Annotated in this window: 20 protein-coding genes; 13 read left to right on the top strand and 7 right to left on the bottom strand. The window is 70.2% G+C overall.

Going from position 1 to position 22640, the window contains the following annotated elements; genetic code table 11:
- Positions 1-76 precede the first annotated feature (76 nt).
- The 5 genes from OG453_RS11725 (at position 77) to OG453_RS11705 (ending at position 6760) form a co-directional block, all read left to right on the top strand.
- Positions 77-1726, top strand: coding sequence for an ABC transporter substrate-binding protein (locus OG453_RS11725; protein ID WP_266867148.1), 1650 nt, complete (start codon positions 77-79; stop codon positions 1724-1726).
- A 57-nt stretch (positions 1727-1783) separates the two neighbouring features.
- On the top strand, positions 1784-2743 hold the full coding sequence (locus OG453_RS11720; RefSeq protein ID WP_266867146.1) for an ABC transporter permease: 960 nt from the start codon (positions 1784-1786) through the stop codon (positions 2741-2743).
- Positions 2743-4734: a dipeptide/oligopeptide/nickel ABC transporter permease/ATP-binding protein gene (locus tag OG453_RS11715; protein WP_266867144.1), complete on the top strand. Its 1992-nt coding sequence runs from the start codon at positions 2743-2745 to the stop codon at positions 4732-4734. Before OG453_RS11720 ends, OG453_RS11715 begins: the two co-directional genes overlap by 1 nt.
- 71 nt (positions 4735-4805) lie before the next feature.
- Complete coding sequence (locus OG453_RS11710) at positions 4806-5828, top strand: ABC transporter ATP-binding protein (protein WP_266869815.1); 1023 nt, start codon at positions 4806-4808, stop codon at positions 5826-5828.
- Positions 5825-6760: a dihydrodipicolinate synthase family protein gene (locus tag OG453_RS11705; RefSeq protein WP_266867142.1), complete on the top strand. Its 936-nt coding sequence runs from the start codon at positions 5825-5827 to the stop codon at positions 6758-6760. The genes OG453_RS11710 and OG453_RS11705 overlap by 4 nt, the downstream gene beginning before the upstream one ends.
- A 329-nt stretch (positions 6761-7089) precedes the next feature.
- Here OG453_RS11705 and OG453_RS11700 read toward each other — a convergent pair whose 3' ends face one another.
- The 5 genes from OG453_RS11700 to leuA form a co-directional block, all read right to left on the bottom strand.
- Entirely contained in the window at positions 7090-7776 is a 687-nt protein-coding gene (locus OG453_RS11700) for a response regulator transcription factor (protein WP_266867140.1), read from the bottom strand.
- The gene (locus OG453_RS11695; protein WP_266869814.1) at positions 7773-8951 is read right to left on the bottom strand and encodes a sensor histidine kinase; all 1179 of its coding nucleotides are present in this window, start codon (positions 8949-8951) and stop codon (positions 7773-7775) included. Before OG453_RS11695 ends, OG453_RS11700 begins: the two co-directional genes overlap by 4 nt.
- A gap of 179 nt (positions 8952-9130) precedes the next feature.
- Positions 9131-11209, bottom strand: a complete 2079-nt coding sequence (locus OG453_RS11690; RefSeq protein WP_266867138.1) for an MMPL family transporter — start codon at positions 11207-11209, stop codon at positions 9131-9133.
- Between the two features lie 185 nt (positions 11210-11394).
- Positions 11395-12090 (bottom strand): TerB family tellurite resistance protein, encoded by a 696-nt coding sequence (locus OG453_RS11685; RefSeq protein ID WP_266869813.1) that lies wholly within the window; start codon positions 12088-12090, stop codon positions 11395-11397.
- Between the two features lie 323 nt (positions 12091-12413).
- The gene (gene leuA / locus OG453_RS11680; protein ID WP_266867136.1) at positions 12414-14141 is read right to left on the bottom strand and encodes a 2-isopropylmalate synthase; all 1728 of its coding nucleotides are present in this window, start codon (positions 14139-14141) and stop codon (positions 12414-12416) included.
- Positions 14142-14438: 297 nt separating this feature from the next.
- Between leuA and OG453_RS11675 the strand changes: the two genes are divergently transcribed.
- From OG453_RS11675 to OG453_RS11660, 4 genes are all read left to right on the top strand, one after another.
- The gene (locus OG453_RS11675; protein WP_266867134.1) at positions 14439-15509 is read left to right on the top strand and encodes a M4 family metallopeptidase; all 1071 of its coding nucleotides are present in this window, start codon (positions 14439-14441) and stop codon (positions 15507-15509) included.
- A gap of 25 nt (positions 15510-15534) precedes the next feature.
- Positions 15535-15801 (top strand): protealysin inhibitor emfourin, encoded by a 267-nt coding sequence (locus OG453_RS11670; RefSeq protein ID WP_266867132.1) that lies wholly within the window; start codon positions 15535-15537, stop codon positions 15799-15801.
- A gap of 100 nt (positions 15802-15901) precedes the next feature.
- On the top strand, positions 15902-17263 hold the full coding sequence (locus OG453_RS11665; RefSeq protein ID WP_266867130.1) for a GH1 family beta-glucosidase: 1362 nt from the start codon (positions 15902-15904) through the stop codon (positions 17261-17263).
- Positions 17260-18498 carry an MFS transporter gene (locus OG453_RS11660; protein WP_266867128.1) on the top strand — a complete coding sequence of 413 codons (1239 nt, stop codon included), beginning with the start codon at positions 17260-17262 and terminating at the stop codon, positions 18496-18498. Before OG453_RS11665 ends, OG453_RS11660 begins: the two co-directional genes overlap by 4 nt.
- A gap of 135 nt (positions 18499-18633) precedes the next feature.
- Here OG453_RS11660 and OG453_RS11655 read toward each other — a convergent pair whose 3' ends face one another.
- On the bottom strand, positions 18634-19065 hold the full coding sequence (locus tag OG453_RS11655) for a TetR/AcrR family transcriptional regulator (RefSeq protein WP_266867126.1): 432 nt from the start codon (positions 19063-19065) through the stop codon (positions 18634-18636).
- A 35-nt stretch (positions 19066-19100) separates the two neighbouring features.
- Between OG453_RS11655 and OG453_RS11650 the strand changes: the two genes are divergently transcribed.
- Both OG453_RS11650 and OG453_RS11645 read left to right on the top strand, forming a co-directional pair.
- A complete protein-coding gene (locus tag OG453_RS11650; RefSeq protein ID WP_266867124.1) occupies positions 19101-19499 on the top strand; it encodes a GDSL-type esterase/lipase family protein in 399 nt (132 codons plus the stop codon).
- Complete coding sequence (locus tag OG453_RS11645; RefSeq protein WP_266867122.1) at positions 19472-19783, top strand: hypothetical protein; 312 nt, start codon at positions 19472-19474, stop codon at positions 19781-19783. The genes OG453_RS11650 and OG453_RS11645 overlap by 28 nt, the downstream gene beginning before the upstream one ends.
- Before the next feature lie 4 nt (positions 19784-19787).
- On the opposite strand, the gene era is transcribed toward OG453_RS11645, so the two are convergent.
- Positions 19788-20747: a GTPase Era gene (gene era / locus OG453_RS11640; protein ID WP_266867120.1), complete on the bottom strand. Its 960-nt coding sequence runs from the start codon at positions 20745-20747 to the stop codon at positions 19788-19790.
- Positions 20748-20900: 153 nt separating this feature from the next.
- On the opposite strand from era, the gene OG453_RS11635 reads away from it, so the two are divergent.
- Positions 20901-22214, top strand: a complete 1314-nt coding sequence (locus OG453_RS11635) for an ammonium transporter (RefSeq protein WP_266867118.1) — start codon at positions 20901-20903, stop codon at positions 22212-22214.
- A complete protein-coding gene (locus tag OG453_RS11630; protein ID WP_266867116.1) occupies positions 22211-22549 on the top strand; it encodes a P-II family nitrogen regulator in 339 nt (112 codons plus the stop codon). The genes OG453_RS11635 and OG453_RS11630 overlap by 4 nt, the downstream gene beginning before the upstream one ends.
- Positions 22550-22640 lie beyond the last annotated feature (91 nt).

The following is a 22640-nucleotide window of genomic DNA, read 5'->3' as shown; positions in this document are numbered from 1 at the left end:
CCATCGCGGCGCTCTTATGGTCGCCACGCCACCACGACGTAGGACGTGGGATCTCTCAAGGAGCAAGGGAGACACAGTGAGCGACCAGAAGACCAGCATCGGCTCCACCCAACCCGCACCCGACCGCCGCTCCTTCCTCAAGTACACGGGTGCCCTTGGCGCAGCCGCGGCCATCACCACCACGCTCTCCGCCTGTTCCTCGGGACCCGAGTCCACCAACGAGGCCGACGGGGGCGGCGGCAAGGGTGGAGGGTCCACGCTTACCGCCGTCATCGGGTATGGAAACGACGGCAGTTGGGACCCGACGCAGACCGCGTCCGCGTTCGCGATGGCCGGCAACGAGCACATCTACGAGGGTCTCCTCGGCACCGACCCCATCACCCGCGAGCCGTACGCCGCCCTCGCCACCGAGGTCCCCACCGACCCCAAGGCGACCACCTGGAAGTTCACCCTGCGCGCGGGCGCCAAGTGGCACGACGGGAAGCCCGTCACCGCCGATGACGTCGTATTCGTCTTCGACCGGATCCTCGATCCGAAGACGCAGACCCTCGCCAAGGGCTTCTTCGAAAGCTGGCTCAAGGGCGTCAAGAAGGTTGATGCGACCACCGTCGAGCTCACCCTCAAGTTCCCGTTCCCCGACGGCGTCGCCCGGCTCTCCCTCGCCAAGATCATGCCTAAGCACGTCTTCTCCAAGCCCGGCGCCTGGGACGAGGCGACCAAGGGCAAGGCGATCGGCTCGGGACCGTACAAGCAGGCCTCGCACGCCCCGAAGTCCAACACCACCTTCGAGGCGTTCGACGACTACAACGGACCCCGCAAGGCTGCCTTCAAGAAGATGAACTGGCTGACCATCGTGGACGCCGCACCCCGCGTCGCGAAGATCTCCGGCGGCAGCGCGGACTCGGAGATCTCGGACAACATCCCGTACGCCAACATCACGCAGCTGGAGAAGGACGGGCTCACCGTCGAGGGCGGGGCAGGGATGAACAACCTGTTCCTGATGTTCAATACCGCGCACAAGCCCTTCGACGACGTGCGTGTGCGACAGGCGCTGCACTATGCCATCGACACGGAGAAGATGATCGAGGTCGCCCTCAAGGGGCATGGCAAGGCGTCGACTTCGTTCCTCAACGAGTCCAATCCCGCCTACCGGCCCGCCAAAACGGTTTACGCGTACGACCCGAAGAAGGCGAAGCAGCTTCTGGAGGACGCCGGGGTCAAGGATCTCACCGTCAATTTGATGGCTGTGAACGTCAGTTGGATCGTCGACTGTCTTCCGACCATCAAGGCTTCGTGGGATGCGATCGGCGTGAAGACCACGCTCGATCCGCAGGAGACCACCGCCGTCTTCACCAAGATGGATCAGAAGAAGGACTATCAGGTCGTTGCCGCCGCCTCGAATCCCAATCAGTTCGGGATCGATGCCGACCTGATCATGCATTACAACTACGGGCCCGAGAACCTGTGGATGGGCTACGCCCGCTGGGCCGGCAACTCCACCGCCAAGAAGCTCTTCAAGGACATGGACCAGGCCACGCGCGAGCCCGACGCGGCCAAGAAGAAGGCCATGGTGCAGGACTACATCGACATCGTCGCCGAGCAGGCCGTGATCTATCCGGTCGTCCACAACGAGCTGATGACCGCATGGGACCCGAAGAAGCTCACCGGCATCAAGGCCCAGCCCTACCCCGGGATCAATCTCCTCCAGGCCAAGTGGGCCGACTAGCCGGCTAGTCGACTGGCCAACCAGCCCTGCCGGTAAGACCGTTGGGAGTCGTACGACGTGACCGCGATCGTCAGAATCCTGGCCCGCCGCATCGCCCTGCTCGTCCCGCTTCTGCTCGGCATCGTCCTGTTCGTCTTCCTCGTGATGCGGTTCTCGGACGTCGATCCGGCCTCGGCGTTCTTCCAGGGCGCCAATCCGACCCAGGAGCAACTGCAGCAGTTCCGCGAGGAGAACGGGCTGCTCGATCCGCTGCCGGTGCGCTACGTCGCCTTCGTGGGCGACCTGGCCCAGGGCGACATGGGCATCAGCGTGCTCACCCGCTCACCGGTGGTGGACCAGGTCACCACCGCGCTTCCGCTCACCATGCAGTTGACCTTCATGGGTCTTGGCATTGCGGTGGTCATCTCGCTGCTTCTCGGCGTGACCGCCGCGATCTACCGTGACCGGCTGCCGGACCAGCTGATCCGCGTCGTCTCGCTGACCGGTGTGGCGGCGCCCGGCTTCTGGCTCGCGCTGCTCATGATCCAGTATCTGGCGGTGGAATTGGGCTGGTTTCCGACCGGCGGCTACGTCAACCCCGGGGATTCGCTGAGCGGTTGGCTCAAGAGCATGACGCTGCCCGCCCTCGCGCTCTCCCTGCCCGTGGCCGCCGGCCTCACCCGCATCATCCGTACGGCCGTGGTCGAGGAGCTCGACAAGGACTACGTACGCACGGCGATCGGCAGCGGCCTGCCGCCGGTCGTGGTCGTCGGCCGCAATGTGCTCCGCAACGCGCTCATCAATCCGCTCACCGTGCTCGGCCTGCGCGTCGGCTATCTGCTCGGCGGCGCGGTCGTCATCGAGACGATCTTCTCGCTGCCGGGGATGGGGAAGCTGATGATCGACGCCGTGAAGAACGGCGACCCGGCCGTCGTGCAGGGCGTCGTCATCACGACCGCCGTCGGATTCGTCGTCGTGAACCTCGTCCTCGACATCCTCCATCTGCTGGTCAATCCGCGCCTGAGGGGGGCCGCTTGATGATCACGTCGCGCAAGGCACTGGCCGAGCGGCTCTCGCGGCCCGGCATCCGGCTGAAGTCCCTGCGCCGTCTGCCCCTCCTCTCCCGGTTCGCGGTCGGCGTCGTAGGCGTCGTCGTGCTCGTGGCGCTCTTCGCACCGCTGCTCGCCCCGCACGACCCGCTCGACCAGCAGCCGCAGACCGACGGCACCGGACATCCGTCCGGCGACCACTGGATGGGGCAGGACAGCCTGGGCCGGGACATCCTCAGCAGGCTGATGTACGGGGCGCGCTGGTCCCTGGCGATCGGGCTCGGGGCGACGCTGCTCGCCCTGATCGTCGGCGCGGTGCTCGGCGCGATCGCGGCGACCTCGCGCAAGGCGGTCGACGAGACGCTGATGCGGTGCCTGGATGTGGTGATGGCGTTCCCGGGGATCGCGCTCGCCGCCGTGCTCGTCGCGGTCTTCGGAGGCGGCATCCTCGTCCTGATCTGCGCCATCGCGTTCCTGTTCACGCCACCCATCGCACGGGTCGTACGCGCGAATGTGATGGATCAGTACGGCGAGGACTATGTCGTCGCCGAGCACATCGTCGGCGCCCGCACCCCGCACATCCTCATCAAGCACGTCGCCATCAACTGCGCCGCCCCCATCCTGGTGTTCTGCACGGTGCAGGTCGCCGAGGCCATCGTCTTCGAGGCCTCGCTGTCCTTCATCGGCGCCGGTGTCCGGCCCCCGGACCCGTCCTGGGGCAGCGTCATCGCCGACGGCAAGAACATGGTGCTGCTCGGCGGCTGGTGGGCGACGGTCTTCCCCGGCCTCCTCATGCTGATCACGGTCCTCGCCCTGAACATCCTCTCCGAGGGCGTATCGGACGCCTGGGCGGCGCCCGCGACCCGCGACGTGCCGGGCGCGGCCCGCAAGGAGGATCAGATCGAGGCTCCCGAGCCGGGCAGCGGCAAGGTGCTTGAGCTGCCGGGGCTGACCGAGGCGGCACAGCGGCTGCGCTCCCGCGCACGTCCGCTGCCGGAGGGGACCCCGGTCCTGACGGTCTCCGACCTCACCATCGGCTTCGACGCCCGGCACGGCGGCGTGGACATCGTCGACGGCATCAGCTTCCACGTGCGGCCGGGCGAAGTCCTCGGCCTGGTCGGCGAGTCGGGCTGCGGCAAGTCGCTCACCGCGCTGACCGTGATGGGCCTGGAACCCAAGGGCGCCCGCATCGGCGGCCAAGTCACCTTTGACGGCGAGCAGTTGATCGGCATGCCGATGCGCGCCCGCAGGCGGCTGCTCGGCCATGACATGGCGATGATCTACCAGGACGCCCTGTCGTCCCTGAACCCCGCGATGACGGTACGCGCCCAGCTCAAACAGGTCGTACGGCGAGGAGGGCGCCGCACGGCGGTCGAACTCCTCGAACTGGTCGGCCTGGACCCGGACCGCACCCTGCGCAGCTATCCGCACGAGCTGTCGGGCGGCCAGCGCCAGCGCGTACTCATCGCGATGGCGCTCTCCCGCGACCCGAAACTGATCGTCGCGGACGAACCGACGACGGCCCTGGACGTCACCGTCCAGGCCCAGGTGATCCAGCTCCTCCTGCGGCTGCGCGAGGAGCTGGGCTTCGCGCTGATCCTCGTCTCGCACGACCTGGCGCTCGTCGCCGACGTCACCGACCGGGTCGTCGTGATGTACGGCGGGCAGATCGTCGAGACGGGCGTGACGGCGGACCTGGTCGAGTCGCCGTCCCACCACTACACGCGCGGCCTGCTCGGCTCGGTGCTCTCCCTGGAGTCGGCGGCACAGCGCCTCACCCAGATCAAGGGCGTCGTCCCGTCGCCCGCCGACTTCCCCGCGGGGTGCAGGTTCGCCGACCGGTGCCCGCTCGCCAGTGAGGTGTGCCGCACGACGGCACCCGAACTCCTGGGCGGGGCACGGCATTCCATCGCCTGCCACCATCCGGCCGTCGAACCGCCGCGGCTGCCGGAACCCAGGGGAAGCGAGGCCCTGAAGTGACCCAGACCCCGACCGATGCATCCCCCGACTCCCCCGACTCCCCCGGCTCCCCTGGCTCCCCTGACTCCCTGATCTCCCTCTCCGACGCGCATGTCGTGCACCGGGCCCGCTCCGGCGGCCTGTTCTCCCGGGACCGGGTGTACGCCCTGACCGGCGCCGACCTCTCCATCGCACCCGGCGAGACCGTGGGCGTCGTCGGCGAGTCGGGCTGCGGCAAGTCGACCCTGGCGAAGGTGCTCGTGGGGGTGCAGCGCCCCACGGCCGGCACGGTGTCCTTCCGCGGCCGGGACCTGTGGACGATGAAGCCGGCCGAGCGGCGCGCCGCGATCGGCCGGAACACCGGCATGATCTTCCAGGACCCCTCGACTGCACTGAACCGCAGGCTGCCGGTACGGCAGATCCTCCGGGACCCCTTGGACGTGCACAGGATGGGTACGTCCGCTCAACGCGAGGAGCGGGTGCGGGAGTTGATGTCACTGGTGGGCCTCCCGAAGGTGCTCGCCGACGGCCTGCCCGGACAACTGTCCGGCGGCCAGCGCCAACGCGTGGCGATCGCCCGCGCCCTGGCGCTCGAACCGGAGCTGGTGGTCGCGGACGAGCCGACGAGCGCGCTTGACGTCTCCGTACGCGCCCAGATCCTCAACCTCCTCCTCGACCTGAAGGAGCGCCTCGGCCTTGCCCTGGTGTTCGTCTCGCACGACATCCAGACGGTGCGGCGGATGAGCGACCGGGTGATCACCATGTACCTGGGCAGAATCGTGGAGGAATCCCCGGCCGAGGAGATCCTGGACCGGGCCAGGCACCCGTACACACGGGCGCTCTTCTCCGCGACCCCCGGCCTGCTCGACCCCATCGACCCGATCCCACTGGTCGGCCCGGTCCCGTCGGCCACCCGGCCGCCGAGCGGCTGCCCGTTCCGTACGAGGTGCTGGAAGGCGGACGAGAGCTGCGCCGCCGCCATGCCGGACTTCGCGTCGACGGAGGGGTCCGGGCACCGCTACCGATGCCACCACCCCGTGCGGGACGGCCAGTCCACGCACGAGCTCGTCATCCAGTCCGCCGCCACGGACACAACATCAAGGGAGCCTCAATGACCATTCCCGCCCCGCTCACCGGTGTCATTCCGCCCGTCTGTACTCCACTGACACCGGACCGTGAGGTGGATGCTTCGTCGCTGGTGACCCTCGTGGACCACCTCGTGACCGGGGGCGTCGACGGACTCTTCGTGCTCGGCTCGACGTCCGAGGTCGCGTTCCTTACGGACCGGCAGCGGAGGAAGGTCATCGACACGGTGGTGGGCCATGTCGGGGGTCAACTCCCCGTCCTGGCAGGGGTGATCGACACGGCCACGCCCCGGGTCCTCGACCATGTCCGTTCGGTGACGGACGCGGGAGCGGACGCGGTGGTGGTGACCGCTCCGTTCTACACGCGCACCCACCCGGCGGAGATCGCCCGCCACTTCCGGCTGATCGCCGCAGGGTCGACGGTGCCGGTCTTCGCGTACGACTTGCCTGTCGCCGTCCATTCGAAGCTGGGCGCGGAGCTGGTCCTCGGCCTGGCGGCGGAGGGAGTGCTCGCCGGTCTGAAGGACTCCAGCGGGGACGAGGGCGGCTTCCGGGAGGTGATTCTGGGGGCGCGTACGCGGGGGGATGTGAGCGGGTTCAGTGTGCTGACGGGGTCGGAGACGACGGTGGACGCGGCGCTTTCGATGGGGGCGGACGGGGTGGTGCCGGGGCTCGGCAACGTCGACCCCGAGGGGTATGCGCGGCTCTATCGCTACTGCCGGGAAGGGGACTGGGCGTTGGCGCGGGCCGAGCAGGAGCGGCTGTGCGGTCTCTTCGGGATGGTGCGGGTGGGGGACCCCTCCCGGATGGGCGGCAGCTCGTCCGGGCTCGGGGCGTTCAAGGCGGCGCTGCAGCTGCGGGGCGTGATCGCGTGCGCGGCGACTGCGGAGCCACAGGTGCCGTTGTCCTCCGGGGAGGTGGAGCGGGTGGGGAAGTTCTTGGCGGGGGCGGGGTTGCTGTAGCTCCCGCCCACCCACCCGATTGCCCGGCAGCGGCCCCAGCCCGCCGACGCGCCGTCGTCGGCCGCGCCGCCGTACCGCCGCTTCGCGGCGAAAGCTTTCCCGCCCTCCCCCAAGCTCTTAATGAGCAGGGGGGACCCCCTTCCCGATTGCCCGGCAGTTGCCCGCCCATCCATCAGCAGGTCTTCCAGCCCGGCCGCAGGTATTTCAGCCCGTCCGGCGTTTGAGGACGAACTCGGCGGAGCCGGTGATCTGCGGCCACCTCGCGGCCGGCGCAGCCGGAAATTTTCGGGAAGGGGCGGGGTTGGGGAAGAAGCCCCGCAGGGACCGCCTCAGCCCTCCGACCCCGCACCCCCACCCGGCCGCACAAGCCCCGACTCGTACGCCACAATCACCAGCTGCGCCCGACCCCGTGCCCCCAACTTCCCCATGATCCGGCTGACATGCGTCTTCGCGGTCAGCGGGCTCAGCCCCAACGCCTCGGCGATCTCCGTGTTGTTCAGGCCCCGCGCCACCAGCGAAAGCACTTCACGCTCCCGCTCGGAGAGCCCCTCGGGCCCGCCCGCCCCCAGCCCCACCGGAGCGGCCGGCGCCCGCAGCACGCGGGCGATCAGGCGGGACGTCGGGCCCGGCGACAGCAGGGACTCCCCCGCCGCCACCGTCCGAATCGCATCGAGCAGCTCCGCCGGCTTCGTGTCCTTGACCAGGAAGCCCGACGCCCCGGCCCGCAACGCGTCGACGACGTGCTCATCGGTGTCGTACGTCGTCAGCATCAGCACCTTCACGCCCGCCAGATCCTCGTCCTTGGCCAGCAGCCGCGTCGCCTCGATGCCGTCCAGATCCGGCATGCGGATGTCCATGACGATGAGATCGGCCCGCTCGGAGCGGGCGAGGTCGACGGCCGCGCGGCCCGTCTCCGCCTGCCCGACCACCTCCATGTCCGGCGCCGACTCCACGAGCAGCGCGAACGCCGCCCGTACCAGCGTCTGATCGTCGGCGAGCAGCACACGGATCGTCATCGGAGGCCTCCCACGGGCACCAGGGGCAGTACGGCGTCCACCATGAAACCGCCCTCGTCCCGAGGCCCCGCCTCCAGGGTGCCCCCCACGCTGCGGGCCCGCTCGCGCATGCCGACGAGGCCGAAGCCGGGCGTGTGGTCCGGATCGCGTACGGCACGCCCGTCATCCGTGACCGTCACCCGCAGCGCCACGTCCTCGGTGTGTACGCCCACCCGGATGGTGAGGCCGGGGCCCCCGTGCCGGACGGCGTTGGTCAGGGCCTCCTGGACGATGCGGTACGCGGCGGCGCCCACGGCGGGCGGTGCGTCCGCCGGAGTCTCGTGCACCGCGAGGTCGACCTCCGCGCCGGAGATCCGTGCGGCCTCCGCCAGATCGGTCAGGCCGTCGAGGCCGGGCAGCGGCCCGCGCGACTCGTCGGATTCCGACCTCAACACCTCCAGCGTGGCCCGGAGTTCGCCGCGTGCGGACCTGCAGGTGTCCGCGATGTCGTCCAGCGCCTTGGCGACCGCCTTCCGGTCGAGCCGCTCCGGATCGGCGGCCAGGACGTGCGCCGCGACGGAGGTCTGGACGCCGACCAGGGTGATGCTGTGCGCCAGCAGATCGTGCAGATCCCGGGCGACCCGCAGCCGCTCCTCGGCGACGCGCCGCCGCGCCTCTTCCTCGCGCGTACGTTCCGCCCGCTCGGCACGTTCCACGACGGAGGCGACGTACTGCCGATGGATGCGCACATACACCCCGAGGAGCAGCACGGCCACGATCCAGCCGGAGATCCGCAGCACCTCCGTGACCTGGTACGGGGCGACGCTCGCGTTGATGGCGAGCGGGACGCCGACGACGGTGAGGCCGGTGAGCAGGGCGCGGCGGGGGCGGCCGGTGGCCGCGACGGTGTAGAGGGCCAGCATCTCCACCGGGACGGCGGCGATGTCCGTGAACTCGGCGGTGTGGTACGGCACTACGAAGGCGGCGACGGCGAGCAGCACCAGCTGAGGGCTGCGCCGCCGCCACACGATGGGGATGTTGGCGGCCATGAGGAGGGCCCACCCGATGGCGTCCGGGCGGTGCTCGTCCTTCACGAACGCGGCGAGGAGCGCGGCGAGCAGGGCGACCGCCGCCGCGAGGACGGCGTCGTCCCGCAGGGCCCTTCGGCTGCCGGGGGCCGCGCCGCTGAACGGCAGGAGCCCCGCGCCGTCGAACCCCCGCGCCTCGTCCCGCTCCTCTGAACCGTTCTGAACCCGCAGGCTTTCCACCACCGCTCGATCCTCCCGTACGTCGCTTTCCCTGTGGGGCTCCTCTGCTCAGAGGCCGGACGGGCCGGAGTCCATCCAGCCCGCCCGGCGTCTGAGGCCGACCGGGGCTACGACACCGGAACCGGGGGCGTGTCCACTTCCTTCGCCACCGCCGCGGGACGCGACAGCGCTCCGGGCCACCAGACCTTCCGGCCCAGGGCCACACTCGCGCTCGTCACCAGGTATGTCCGCACCAGGAAGGTGTCGAGGAGCACTCCGACCGCGATCACGAAGCCCAGCTCGACCAGCTGCACCAGCGGCATGCTGGTGAGTACGGCGAACGTGGCGGCGAGGACGAGCCCGGCCGATGCGATGACCCCGCCCGTCGTGCGCAGCGCGGTCAGGGCGGCGTCGCCCGGCTCCGCACCGGCCAGGGATTCCTCGCGCATGCGGTGCATCAGGAAGATGCCGTAGTCGACGCCGAGGGCGACGAGGAAGACGAAGGAGAGCAGACCCAGACCGGGGTCCGTGCCCTCCAGGCCGAGGAGCGGTTCGAAGACGAGTCCTGCGATGCCGAGGGACGCGCCCCAGACCGCGACCACCGCGGCGAGCAGCAGCAGCGGTGCGACCAGGCTCCGCAGCAGCGCCACGAGGATCAGCAGGACCGCGGCGAGCACCAGCGGCACGACGATGTTCCGGTCACGGGCGTTGGTGTCCTTCAGGTCGATCTGCTGGGCGCTCGCCCCACCGACGTACGAGGAATCCAGGTCCGACCGCAGGGATTCGATGGTCGCCGTCTCGCCCGCCGACTGCGGTGCGGAGGAGGCGATGACGGAGATCTCCGTCCAGCCCTTCGCGGTACGTCCCTTGGCCGCGCTGTCCACTCCCTTGGTGTCCTGGATCTTGGTGAGCGCCGCGCCCGCGTCCTCGGTGGGCGTCATCACGGTGATCGGCTGGCTGCCCCGCTCCGGGTAGGCCTTGGCGAGCGTCTCCATGGCGGAGACGGAGTCGGGCGTCTTGGTGAAGGAGTCCTCCTGCTTGAGGGCACCGGGCAGGTTCAGCGCGCCGAGCGCCAGCGCGCCAAGGAGCACCGCGCCACCGGCGAGGACCGTCAGCGGCCTGCGCCCGGCCGAGCTGCCCATCATGGAGAAGAGGCTGCGGCGCTGCTTGGGCTCGCTGCCGAACGCGGGAATCAGCGGCCAGAACACCTTCCGCCCGAGGAGGACGAGGATCGCGGGCAGCAGCGTCAGCATCGAGGCGAGCGCGCACAGCACACCCACCGTGCCGAGCGGGCCCATGCCCCGGCTGCTGTTGAGGTCCGCGGCGAGCAGGCAGAGCAGACCGGCCGCGACCGTGCCGGACGAGGCGAGCACGGCGGGGCCGCAGCCGCGCAGGGCGGCCATCATCGCGTCGTAGGGGCGCTCGATGCGGCGCAGTTCCTCCCGGTAGCGGGCGACGAGCAGCAGTGCGTAGTCGGTGCCCGCGCCGAAGACGAGGATCGTCATCACGCCCGAGCTCTGGCCGGTGACGGCCGTGCCGAACCATTCGTGCAGTCCGTACGCGATGGCCATCGCGAGGTAGTCGGCGAGGCCGGCGACGGCGAGCGGAACCAGCCACAGGAACGGGCTGCGGTAGATGAGGATCAGGAGGAGCGCCACCACGCCTGCCGTGGTGTAGAGCAGCGGGCCGCCCAGCGAGTCGTACACCTTGCCGGCGTCGGTGCCGAACGCCCCGTCGCCGCCCACCTCGACGCTCAACCCGCCCTGGCCTTCGGCGACTTCGCGGACGTCCTCGACGAGCGCGTCCCGCTTCTTCTCGTCCTGGCCGGGCCCGGTGCTCGCCACCGGGTACATCAGCGTGGTGCCGTCCTTGGACGGTACGGCGCGCGGCTCGGAGGTCAGCTTGTGGGCGCCCTGGATCTCGGCGACCTGGTCCGCCGCGGTCTTGCGGTCGGCTGCCGTCAGACCGCCGTCGCGGTGGTAGACGAGCACCATCTCGGTGGCCTCGCCGCCGGGCAACTGGTCTTCCAGTTCGGCGACTTCGGTGGAGTCGGCGCTTGCGGGGAGGTAGTCGACGACGCGGTCCTGCTGGGTGTCGGCCAGTTTCGCCGCGAAGGGCGCGGCGAGCGCGATGACGCCGATCCACAGCACGAGGAACACCCAGGGCACGGCTCGTCGCCGTCGAGCGGTGGTCTGTTCGGCCCGCATGACAGGCCTCCTTCCGGCAGGTTGGCAGGTTCAGCGCCAACCCTCCCGGAATCGGGGGGCCAATCCGTCGGGCCGGAGGGCGAGTTGGGTCGTACACCCCAGGGAGTCAAGGGGAGATGGATACTCCCGGGGGAGTACTGCGGCCGCGTACGAGAGGGCCGCCGCCCCTTGCCGGAGCCCGCCCGCTACGACTGCGTCGTGCGCGCCGCCACCAGGAGCCGGGTCACCTCGTCGGCGCCGATGGTCAGCGCCCCGCCCGCCGTGCCGAGCACCTCGCGCTCGGCGGGGGTGTAAGGGCCGTCGGCGAGGGCGATCCGCGCGCCCTGCAGGAGCAGCGACTCGCGTCCGGCGGGGGCGAGGTGCGGGGCCAGCGGGCCGAGCGCCTCGTGCAGCTCTATGGCCAGACCCGGCACATAGTCCGGCACGGTGGCCCGCCCGGTGTCGGCGGCGAGCGCCTCGACGAGCGCGACGAGCTGTTCCTCGCAGCAGTCGTCGTATCCGGCCGCTCGCAACGTCGCGACGGCCGCGTCGAGCGTCGTGCGCGACGAGGTGCCGCCGGCGGAGAGGACCGCGAGGACCACGGTGTGCACGGCGTCGCGCACCATCGCGGAGAGCCGGGTGGTCGTGGGATGGCCGAGAACATCCGTACCGAAGTGGTCCTGGCAGGCGGCGCATTCGACGATGGGGCCCGTGGTGCCGCGGGGCAGCACGGGCACGCCGAGGAGGACGAAGCGGCGACGGCCTGTGCGCCGCTGGTAGTTGCGGTCGCCGCCGCAGCCGGGGCAGAAGAACTCGCCGTCCCCGACGGTGGTCCAGGCCGTATGCACGCCGATCACGCGCCTGCGCAGCACCCGCGCGCGGGACACGGGCGTGGCGAAGATGCGGGATTCCCGGCCGTTTCGTCCCCGATCTGGCAGCACCACGCACCTCCGTAACGCCCCGGCAACATTGCCTGGTTGGGCGTGATGTTAGCCACATTGTTGATGTGGCGTCAGCACCCTGTGCGAGAGATGGCCGGTAGACGACCAGAGCGCGAGGGCGCACAAAAGCGCCGGACCGGCTCAAAATGAGCCGGTCCGGCGCTTTGACCCGGGGGGCCGCGCCCCTTAAGGGGCGCGGGGCTCTGACATGTGCGGCTCCGCCGCGTGGGCGCGACAAGCCACGACGCGCCCGCAGACGAAGCGCACCAGCCCCCAGCGGAGCGTCAACGCGCCGCGCGGTTGACGGCAGAAACAGCCGCCTTCAGCGAGGCCCGGGTCGTATTGGAGTCGATGCCAACGCCCCACAGGACCTTGTCGCCGATCGCGCACTCGATGTACGAGGCGGCCTGCGCGGAGGCGCCCTCGCTCATCGTGTGCTCCTGGTAGTCCAGCAGGCGTACGTCGATGCCGATGCCCTGCAGCGCCTGGAAGAAGGCCGAGATCGGGCCGTTGCCGGTGCCGGTCAGGACCGTGTCGGCGCCGTCGACCGTGGCCTCGACGGTGAGGGTGTCCGTGCCGTCCTTGTCCGTGGTCGTCTGGCCGTTCTTGACCTGGATGCGGCCCCACGGGTTCTCGGGGTTGGGCAGGTACTCGTCCTGGAAGATGCCCCAGATCGCGTCCGGCGTGACCTCGCCGCCCTCGCTGTCGGTCTTCGTCTGGATGATCTTCGAGAACTCGACCTGCATGCGGCGCGGCAGGTCCAGCTTGTGGTCGTTCTGCAGGACGTAGGCGATGCCGCCCTTGCCGGACTGCGAGTTGACGCGGATGACGGCCTCGTAGGAGCGGCCGACGTCCTTGGGGTCGATGGGCAGGTACGGCACGGCCCACTCGATGTCGTCGACGGTCTTGCCCTGCTGCTCGGCCCGGACCGCCATGGCCTCGAAGCCCTTCTTGATGGCGTCCTGGTGGGAGCCGGAGAAGGCGGTGTAGACGAGGTCGCCCGCGTACGGGTGGCGGGGGTGGACCTCCATCTGGTTGCAGTACTCGGCGGTGCGGCGGATCTCGTCGATGTCGGAGAAGTCGATCTGCGGGTCGACGCCCTGCGAGAACAGGTTCATGCCCAGGGTGACCAGGTCGACGTTGCCGGTGCGCTCGCCCTGGCCGAACAGGCAGCCCTCGATGCGGTCGGCGCCGGCCATGATGGCCAGTTCGGCGGCGGCGACGGCGGTGCCGCGGTCGTTGTGCGGGTGCACGGACAGGCAGACGTGCTCGCGCCGGGACAGGTTGCGGGACATCCACTCGAAGCGGTCCGCGTGGGTCGAGGGGGTCGAACGCTCCACCGTGGCGGGCAGGTTGAGGATGATCTCGCGGCCCTCTTCGGGCTGCCACACGTCACAGACCGCCTCGCAGACCTCCAGCGCGAAGTCCAGCTCGGTGTCCGTGAAGATCTCGGGGCTGTACTGGTAGCCGAAGACCGTCTCGGGGCCCAGCAGCTTCTCGGCGTACTCCATGACCAGACGCGTGCCGTCGACGGCGATCTGCTTGACCGCATCCTTCGAGCCACGGAAGACGACCTCGCGCCAGACGGGCGCGGTCGCGTTGTACAGGTGGACGGTGGCGCGCTTGGCGCCGACCAGCGACTCGACGGTGCGGGAGATCAGCTCTTCGCGGGCCTGCGTCAGGACGGAGATCGTGACGTCGTCCGGGATCGCGCCGTCCTCGATGATCGAGCGTACGAAGTCGAAGTCCGTCTGCCCGGACGAGGGGAAGCCGACCTCGATCTCCTTGTAGCCCATGCGGACCAGCAGGTCGAACATCTCGCGCTTGCGGGCCGGGGACATCGGGTCGATCAGCGCCTGGTTGCCGTCGCGCAGGTCCGTGGAGAGCCAGCGGGGCGCGACGGTGATCCGGTTCTGCGGCCACGTGCGGTCGGGGATGTCGACCTGCTCGTACTGCCCGTACTTGTGGATCGGCATGGACGTGGCGCGCTGGAAATTCGGCTTGATCGCCATGATGCGGGGCTCCTCGGGTGTGTCCTTAAGGACGGCCGACGGTCGCTTTCGCGAGCAACACCGAACTCCGCGGGGAGGGGGTCGGCCTCGACTACAGGCCCTCGCCGCGGCAGCTAAGGAGAAGCAGCCCGTAACGCATGATGCTCCGCAGCCTAGCCGAGCCGCGCTGTGTGCGCGGATGCGTATCAGTATGCGGGATCGCAGCCAGGTAACGGCCTAGTGGTGATCAATCCCTCTATTTCACTAATCATGGTTGCAGGTAGTGACAGCGGCATAGCTCAGTGCCACATTGCCGCCATGACCGCCAATCCAGGCTTCGAGCCTGTCTTCTGCACCATCATTCCGCCCCACGTGCTCGACACTCTGGCCCAGAGTGACGACGCCGCGCTCGCCGGACCCGCCCGCCGCACCCTGGAGCGGGACGCCATCGAGCGCACCCACCGCCGGCTGACCACGGTCATCGGCGCCCCCTCCGTCACACCGCCGAAGGAAGCGGCCGAAGGCAAGCCGCACCGCACGATCTACGACGCGAAGCACAAGACCGAGCTGCCGGGCCGCAAGGTCCGCGGCGAGGGCGACAAGCCCGGCAAGGACGCGACCGTCAACCGCGCGTACGCGGGCCTCGGCGCGACCTTCGAGCTGTATCTGAAGTCGTACGAGCGCAACTCCATCGACGGCAGCGGACTGCCGATGAACGCGACGGTCCACTACGGCGAGAACTACGGGAACGCGTTCTGGAACGGCGAACAGATGGTCTTCGGCGACGGTGACGGCGAGATCTTCCTCGACTTCACCATTCCGGTGGACGTCATCGGCCACGAGCTGACACACGGCGTCGTGCAGTACACGGCGAACCTCACGTACTTCGGCCAGCCGGGCGCGCTCAACGAGTCCATGGCGGACGTCTTCGGCTCGCTGATCAAGCAGTACACGCTCGGCCAGACCGCGGCCGAGGCCGACTGGCTGATCGGCGCCGGGCTGCTCGCCCCGCGCGTCACCGGCAAGGCCCTGCGCTCCATGAAGGCGCCGGGCACTGCCTACGACGACGACGTGCTCGGCAAGGACCCGCAGCCCGCCGACATGGACCACTACGTCAGGACGGGCCGCGACAACGGCGGCGTGCACATCAACTCCGGCATCCCCAACCACGCCTTCTATCTGCTCGCCGAGGCGCTCGGCGGCCACGCGTGGGAGCGGGCCGGACAGATCTGGTACGCCGTCCTGACCGGCGGCGAGCTGGCCCAGGACGCCTCCTTCGCCGACTTCGCGAAGCTGACGGTGGCCGCCGCGCGCGCCAAGTACGGCGACGGCGAGGAGCACGGGGCCGTCGTGAAGGCGTGGTCCCAGGTCGGGGTGCCTACCAACTGACCGCCTCCTGGAGTAGACAGGACCCATGCGTATCCAGGTGAAGCGCACGGGAGGATTCGCGGGCATCGAGCGGCACGCCGAGATCGACACCTCGGGACTGCCCGATGCCCACGAGTGGCACGCCCTGGCCGAAGAGGCCATGGCCGAGGGCCGGGGCACGCCGCCCATAGGGGTGCCGGACGGCTTCAACTACCAGCTCACCGTCGACGGGCACACGGTGTACTGCTCGGATCCCCGCCTGACCGAGCCGCAGCGGAAGCTGATCTCACGGGTCCTGAAGGAGGGCTCGTAAAAAGGGCTCGTAAAAAGGGCTCGTAAAACTTGAGCGGTGTTCACCTTTTCTCGTGTACGCCCATTGACTTCCTTACTGGGCGGTACGGAAGATCGCGCCCATGGCAGCGAGCGATGCGCGCGAACCGATACCCCAATTCCCCCGCGACTTCCTGTGGGGGGTGTCCACATCCGCCCACCAGATCGAGGGCGCCGTCGACGAGCGCGGCCCCTCGGTGTGGGACGCGTTCACGGCCGTGCCGGGGAACGTGAAGGACGGCACGACGGCCGCCGTCGCCTGCGACCACTACCACCGCTACCGCGAAGACGTGGCGCTCATACGGGAGTTGGGCGTGGGCGCGTACCGCTTCTCGGTGTCGTGGCCGCGGGTGCTTCCGACGGGCGCGGGTGAGGTGAGCGCCGCGGGCCTCGACTTCTACGACCGTCTCGTCGACGAGCTGTGCGCGGCGGGCGTGCGGCCCGTCCCCACCCTCTTCCACTGGGACACCCCGCTGGCCGTGCAGGAGGCCGGCGGCTGGCTGCGGCGCGAGACGGCCGAGCGGTTCGCCGATTACGCCGCCGTGGTGGCCGCCCGTATCGGCGACCGCGTCACGAAGTGGATCACCCTCAACGAGCCCGCGGAACACACCCTCCTTGGTCATGCGCTCGGCCAGCACGCCCCCGGCGAGCAGCTCCTCTTCGACGCGCTGCCGGTCGCCCACCACCAGCTCCTCGCGCACGGCCTCGCGGTGCGGGCGCTGCGCGCGGCGGGCGCGGGCGACATAGGCATCGCCAACTCGCACGGCCCGACCTGGCCCGCGTCGGCCGCCGACGAGGACACGGCGGCGGCCGACTTCTACGACGTACTCCTCAACCGCCTCTTCGCGGACCCGCCGCTGCTCGGGCAATACCCGGACGGCATCGGGGAGTTGATGCCGTCGGACGACCTCGAAGCGGACCTGAAGGTGATCTCCGAGCCGCTCGACTGGTACGGCGTCAACTTCTACCAGCCGACGAAGGTGGGAGCGCCGCTGCCGGAGAGCACGGCCACCGAGTTCTCCGGCCTCACTCTCCCGCCCGAACTCCCCTTCTCGCCAAGGGAGATCGAGGGCTATCCGGTGACGGACTTCGGCTGGCCGGTGGTCCCGGACTCGCTCACGGAACTGCTCACGGGCTTCCGTGACCGGTACGGCGACCGGCTTCCGCCTCTCGTCATCACCGAGAACGGCTGCTCGTACGAGGGTCTCGACGACCAGGACAGGATCACCTACCTGGACGGTCATCTGCGGGCTCTGCACCGGGCGTTGGAGGCGGGGGTCGACGTGCGCGGCTACTTCGTCTGGTCGCTGATGGACAACTTCGAGTGGGCGGAGGGCTACCGGCAGCGATTCGGCCTCGTTCATGTCGACTACGACACCCTTGAACGCACCCCGAAGGCGTCGTACGGCTGGCTGCGCGAGGCCCTGCGGGCGCAGCGCGCATGACGGCGAGCGCGCTGCGGGAGCCGGTCGAGCGGGTCGGCAGGGGCTGGACGGGCGCCCTGTCGGTCGCCAACGGGGCGATCTGGGTGGGCTGGTACGGCCCGCTGCAGATCCTGCTCGCCGTGCAGGCGGAGGACCTGGCCCCGGCGGGCACGTCGAAGGAGACGGTCCTCGCCTGGGTGACGGGCGTGGGCGCGGTGGTGTCTCTCGCCTCGAACCCGCTCTTCGGCGCGCTCTCGGACCGCACGACGTCCCTCTGGGGCCGCCGCACCCCGTGGATCGTGGCGGGCACGGCAGGAGGCGCCGCCTCGCTCCTCCTGCTCTCAGCAGCAGGCTCGGTGTGGTGGATGGCGGCGGGCTGGTGCCTGGTCCAGCTCACCCTGAACGCCGCCTTCGCCGCGGTCACGGCGGCGGTGCCCGACCGGGTGCCGCGCCTTCAACGGGGCTCCGTGGGCGGCTGGTTGGGCGCGGCGCAGCTGCTCGGCGTGGTCGTCGGGACGGGCCTTGCGACGGTGGCGGGCGGGACGGTCGCGGGGTACGCGGCGTGTGCGGTGTTCACCGTGGCGGGCGTGCTGCCCTATGTCGTACGCCATCGGGACCTGCGCCTGGATGCCGCCGACCGCCCGCCGTGGAACTGGCGGAGCTTCCTGGCCGGCTTCTGGCTGAGCCCGCGCCGCTATCCGGATCTCGGCTGGGCGTGGCTGACCCGCTTCCTGATCAACGTCAGCAACTCGGTGGTGCTGCTCTACCTCCTCTACTTCCTCCGCGACCGCCTGCACCGCTCCGACCCGGAGTCGGGCGTACTGATCCTGACGGCCGTGAACGGCGTGACGATGCTGGCCACGGTCGTGGTGGGCGGCGCCTGGTCGGACCGGGTGGGCCGCCGCAAACCCTTCGTGATCTGGTCGGGCTGCCTGATGGCGGTGGCCACCAGCCTCCTCGCGGTGTGGCAGACCTGGCCGGGCGCGATCGTCGCGGCGGCGGTGCTCGGCATCGGCTTCGGCGTCTTCACGTCGGTGGACTTCGCCCTGATGACGGACGTCCTGCCGAAGGCCCTTGACCGCGGCAAGGACCTGGGCGTCATCAACATCGCCAACTCGCTGCCCCAGGTGGCGGCCCCGGCAATCGCGGCCCCGATCGTGACGTATCTGGGCGGCTACCGGGTCCTGTACCTGGTGGCGGCGGTGGTGGGACTGGCGGGGGCGGTGCTGGTGACGCGGATCAGGGGCGTGGAGTAGCCCTCTGACCGCTTCCGTTGTGGGCAGGCGTTCCGCACGGCGAGTGGGGTCTCCCCTGCTCGAGCGCAGCCGAGAGCTTGGGGAAGGGTGGGCACAACGCACCGCTGCCGGGCACCGATCTACAACGCCCCCGCGTCAACCGCACCCCACACGGTGGGAAACAGCGGCCGATACCAGCAGATCGGGGTCCGCGTCCGCGCGGAAGCGGCCCGCGTCCACGCAGCGGCGGATCGCGTCGCGCGGGGCCCGCAGCAGGAACGTACCCATCCGGCGGTCGTCGTCGGAGAGCGCGAAGCCGGTGAGCACCGAGCTGCCGAACATCACGGCGTAGACGTCGGGTTCGGCGCGCGCGAACTCCTGGTAGACGCGGCAGAGTCCGGCGAGTTCGACGACGGGGTCGGCGCCCTGCTCGATGCCGGCGGCGCGGGCGTGGAACCGCACGAAGCCCTCCCGGATGACCTCGCGCACCAGCTCGGGCATCGACCCGAAGTGGGTGTAGACGGCCATCGTCGAGGCCCCGACCGACTTGACCAGGCGGCGGGCGCTGAGTGCGGCGGGGCTGCGCATGGGGGACGGGACACGGAGCGCGGAAGGGGCTCGGGATGTTCGCACGGGGAATGCGGGGACGCCTGGTGAGGTTGCCGGAAGCGGCCGGGGAGGACGCCGGGCTGACCGGGCCGCAGCGGGAGAACGGGGGTCCTCCGCTGCGGCTCGCGGTCATCGGCGACTCGCTCGCCGCGGGCGTGGGGGCGGCGAGCCACGGCGAGGCGCTCAGCGGTCAGCTCGCCCAGGCGTTGACGGCGATGACGGGGCGCGCGGTCTCCTGGCGGGTGTCGGCGAAGGCCGGGGCCACAGTGCCGGTGGTGCGGCGGGGCCTGCTGCCGGGTCTGACGGACCCGACGACCGGCTGGCGGCCGGACCTGGTCCTGGTGGCCGCGGGGTCGAACGACTGCGTCTCGGCGAGGACGTCCCGATGGTCTTCGCGGGCCTGCCCCCGATGACCCGCGTGGCCGCGCCGCCCCGCCCGGCGCGGGGCCCGCTGGACGTCTATGTCCGACTCCTGGACCGCCAGTTGAGGACGGTGGCCCGCCGCACCCCGGCGGTCTTCCACCTGCCGACGGGCGGACCGCCGGCGATCGCCGGCGAGTGGTTCGCGGCCGACCGGCTGCATCCTTCACCGGACGGCTACCGGGTCATCTGCGGGCCGGTGGGGGCTGGTCGCGCAGTTCCCCGCGCCCCTTCGGGGCGCACCCGAACCGCACCGGACTTCGCCAAAGCCGCTTAGCCCGTCAGAACCCCAGCTTCCGCAGCTGCTTCGGGTCCCGCTGCCAGTCCTTGGCCACCTTCACGTGCAGGTCCAAGAAGACCGGCGTACCGAGAAGTGCCTCGATCTGGCGGCGGGACTTGATGCCGACGTCCTTCAGGCGCTTGCCCTTCGGGCCGATGATGATGCCCTTCTGGCTGGGGCGCTCGATGTAGACGTTCGCGTGGATGTCCAGGAGCGGCTTGTCCGCCGGGCGGTCCGTGCGCGGCAGCATCTCCTCCACCACGACGGCGATGGAGTGCGGCAGTTCGTCCCGTACGCCCTCAAGCGCGGCCTCGCGGATCAGCTCGGCGACCATGACCATCTCGGGCTCGTCCGTGAGGTCGCCCTCCGGGTACAGCGGCGGGCTCTCCGGCAGCATCGGGACGATCAGGTCGGCGAGCAGCCCGACCTGCTTGTCGGCGACCGCCGACACCGGCACGATCTGCGCCCACTCGAAGCCGAGCTCCTTGCCGAGCTGGTCGATGGCGATGAGCTGCTCGGCGAGGGTCTTGCTGTCGACGAGGTCGGTCTTCGTCACGACCGCGATCTTCGGCGTCTTCTTGATCGTGGCCAGTTCCTTGGCGATGAACCGGTCGCCGGGGCCGAGCTTCTCGTTCGCGGGCAGACAGAAGCCGATGACGTCGACCTCGGCCCACGTCGTGCGGACGACGTCGTTGAGCCGCTCGCCGAGCAGCGTGCGCGGCTTGTGCAGCCCGGGGGTGTCCACCAGGATCAGCTGCGCGTCGGGCCGGTGCACGATGCCCCGCACCGTGTGCCGCGTGGTCTGCGGCTGGTCGGCGGTGATCGCCACCTTCTGGCCGACCAGAGCATTCGTGAGGGTGGACTTGCCCGCATTGGGGCGGCCCACGAAGCAGGCGAAGCCGGCGCGGTGGATGGCCTCGGACGGCTCGGATGACTGGGTACGAACGCTCATGGCGCCCATTGTCCCTGATCGACGGGGGCCCGCAGCACGCATGGGCCCCGGCGGCGGCGCGACGCCACCCCGGTGAGCTTCCGGAAACCCCCGCGCAACGCGAAACACGGCGGAAACGCGTGGTTGCCCGTTCCGAAACGCGTGCCGGTGACGCTCTCCCCCATGACTTTTCTGGCCGCAGCACAAGGCCCCGACACAGGCGACACCGCCTGGCTGCTCGCGGCCACCGCACTCGTCCTCCTCATGACCCCGGGCCTCGCGCTCTTCTACGGCGGCATGGTCCGCACGAAGAGCGTCCTGAACATGCTGCTCATGAGCTTCGTGTCGATCGCCCTGGTCACCGTCGTATGGCTGCTCGCGGGCTACTCGCTCGCCTTCGGCGACGACGCCTTCGCGGGCCTGATCGGCGGCCTGGACCACCTGGGTATGGCGGGCATCGGACCGAGCACGCTCACCGGGACGGTCCCCACCCTCCTCTTCACCACCTTCCAGCTGACCTTCGCGATCCTCACCACGGCGCTGATCAGCGGCGCGATCGCGGACCGCGCGAAGTTCGCCGCCTGGCTCGTCTTCGTGCCGCTGTGGGCGCTGCTCGTATACGTTCCCGTGGCGCACTGGGTGTGGGGCCCTGACGGCTGGATCTCCTCCTCCCTCGGCGCCATCGACTTCGCGGGCGGCCTGGTCGTGGAGATCGCGTCGGGCGCCTCGGGACTCGCCCTGTGCCTGGTGATCGGCCCGCGCATCGGCTTCAAGAAGGACGCGATGCGCCCGCACAACCTGCCGATGGTCCTGATGGGCGCGGGCCTGCTCTGGTTCGGCTGGCTCGGCTTCAACGGCGGCTCGGCGCTCGGCGCGAACGGCCTCGCCGCGGCCGCCCTCCTCAACACGCTCCTTGCCGGCTGCACGGGCCTGCTCGGCTGGCTCTTCGTGGAACAGCGGCGCGACGGTCACCCCACCACCTTCGGTGCGGCGTCGGGCGCGGTCGCGGGCCTGGTGGCGATCACCCCGTCGTGCGGGGCCGTCGGCATCCTGGGCGCGGCGGTGATCGGCCTCGCGGCGGGCGTGGTCTGCTCGTACGCCGTCGGCTGGAAGTTCCGCTTCGACTACGACGACTCGCTGGACGTCGTCGGCGTCCACCTGGTCGGCGGCGTGATCGGCACGCTCCTGATCGGCCTGTTCGCGACGGCCACGATGACGGACGGCGCGGAGGGCCTCTTCTACGGCGGCGGGCTCGCCCAACTGGGCAAGCAGACGCTGGCGGTCCTCGCGGTGGCGGCGTACACGTTCGCCGTCACGTACGGCATCGGCAAGGCCATCGACAAGCTGATGGGCTTTCGCGCGAGCGCCGAGGACGAGCTGACGGGCCTCGACCAGACGCACCACGCGGAGACGGCCTACGATCACGGCGTCCTGGTCGGCGGCCCCCTGAAGGGCAGCACGGTCCCGCACCACCCGAAGGGGAGCACCCTCGCATGAAGCTCGTGACCGCGGTCATCAAGCCGTTCCGCCTCGACGAGGTGAAGACGGCGCTGCAGGAACTGGGCGTCCAGGGTCTGACCGTCACCGAGGCGAGCGGCTACGGACGCCAGCGGGGGCACACGGAGGTGTACCGGGGCGCGGAGTACCAGGTGGACCTGGTGCCGAAGGTGCGGATCGAGGTCGTCGTCGACGACGTGGACGCCGAAGCCGTCATCGACGCGGTCGTGCGCGCGGCCCGCACCGGGAAGATCGGTGACGGGAAGGTGTGGTCGGTGCCGGTCGACTCCGTCGTACGGGTACGGACCGGCGAGCGGGGCCCGGACGCGGTCTGATGCCCGGCCGGTGCGGGACCGGCGGCCACCCGCGCCGGGAGTGGAAAAGCACTGCGGCGGTGACAGTGGTGCGTCGTACTCTTGGCAGTGC

Source organism: Streptomyces sp. NBC_01381 (genome assembly GCF_026340305.1).
Lineage (GTDB): Bacteria > Actinomycetota > Actinomycetes > Streptomycetales > Streptomycetaceae > Streptomyces.
The sequence above is the reverse complement of the archived record's forward strand: the minus strand, read 5'-3'. Positions and strand labels throughout refer to the sequence as shown.

Excerpts from the sequence above, each read along its gene's own strand:
- OG453_RS11665 (WP_266867130.1), top strand. The coding sequence starts at position 15,902 with ATGGCAGCGAGCGATGCGCGCGAACCGATACCCCAATTCCCCCGCGAC.
- OG453_RS11700 (WP_266867140.1), bottom strand. The coding sequence starts at position 7,776 with ATGACGATCCGTGTGCTGCTCGCCGACGATCAGACGCTGGTACGGGCG.
- leuA (WP_266867136.1), bottom strand. The coding sequence starts at position 14,141 with ATGGCGATCAAGCCGAATTTCCAGCGCGCCACGTCCATGCCGATCCAC.
- OG453_RS11675 (WP_266867134.1), top strand. The coding sequence starts at position 14,439 with ATGACCGCCAATCCAGGCTTCGAGCCTGTCTTCTGCACCATCATTCCG.
- OG453_RS11635 (WP_266867118.1), top strand. The coding sequence starts at position 20,901 with ATGACTTTTCTGGCCGCAGCACAAGGCCCCGACACAGGCGACACCGCC.
- OG453_RS11655 (WP_266867126.1), bottom strand. The coding sequence starts at position 19,065 with ATGCGCAGCCCCGCCGCACTCAGCGCCCGCCGCCTGGTCAAGTCGGTC.
- OG453_RS11630 (WP_266867116.1), top strand. The coding sequence starts at position 22,211 with ATGAAGCTCGTGACCGCGGTCATCAAGCCGTTCCGCCTCGACGAGGTG.
- OG453_RS11650 (WP_266867124.1), top strand. The coding sequence starts at position 19,101 with ATGTTCGCACGGGGAATGCGGGGACGCCTGGTGAGGTTGCCGGAAGCG.
- OG453_RS11645 (WP_266867122.1), top strand. The coding sequence starts at position 19,472 with ATGGTCTTCGCGGGCCTGCCCCCGATGACCCGCGTGGCCGCGCCGCCC.
- era (WP_266867120.1), bottom strand. The coding sequence starts at position 20,747 with ATGGGCGCCATGAGCGTTCGTACCCAGTCATCCGAGCCGTCCGAGGCC.
- OG453_RS11705 (WP_266867142.1), top strand. The coding sequence starts at position 5,825 with ATGACCATTCCCGCCCCGCTCACCGGTGTCATTCCGCCCGTCTGTACT.
- OG453_RS11660 (WP_266867128.1), top strand. The coding sequence starts at position 17,260 with ATGACGGCGAGCGCGCTGCGGGAGCCGGTCGAGCGGGTCGGCAGGGGC.
- OG453_RS11690 (WP_266867138.1), bottom strand. The coding sequence starts at position 11,209 with ATGCGGGCCGAACAGACCACCGCTCGACGGCGACGAGCCGTGCCCTGG.
- OG453_RS11670 (WP_266867132.1), top strand. The coding sequence starts at position 15,535 with ATGCGTATCCAGGTGAAGCGCACGGGAGGATTCGCGGGCATCGAGCGG.
- OG453_RS11715 (WP_266867144.1), top strand. The coding sequence starts at position 2,743 with ATGATCACGTCGCGCAAGGCACTGGCCGAGCGGCTCTCGCGGCCCGGC.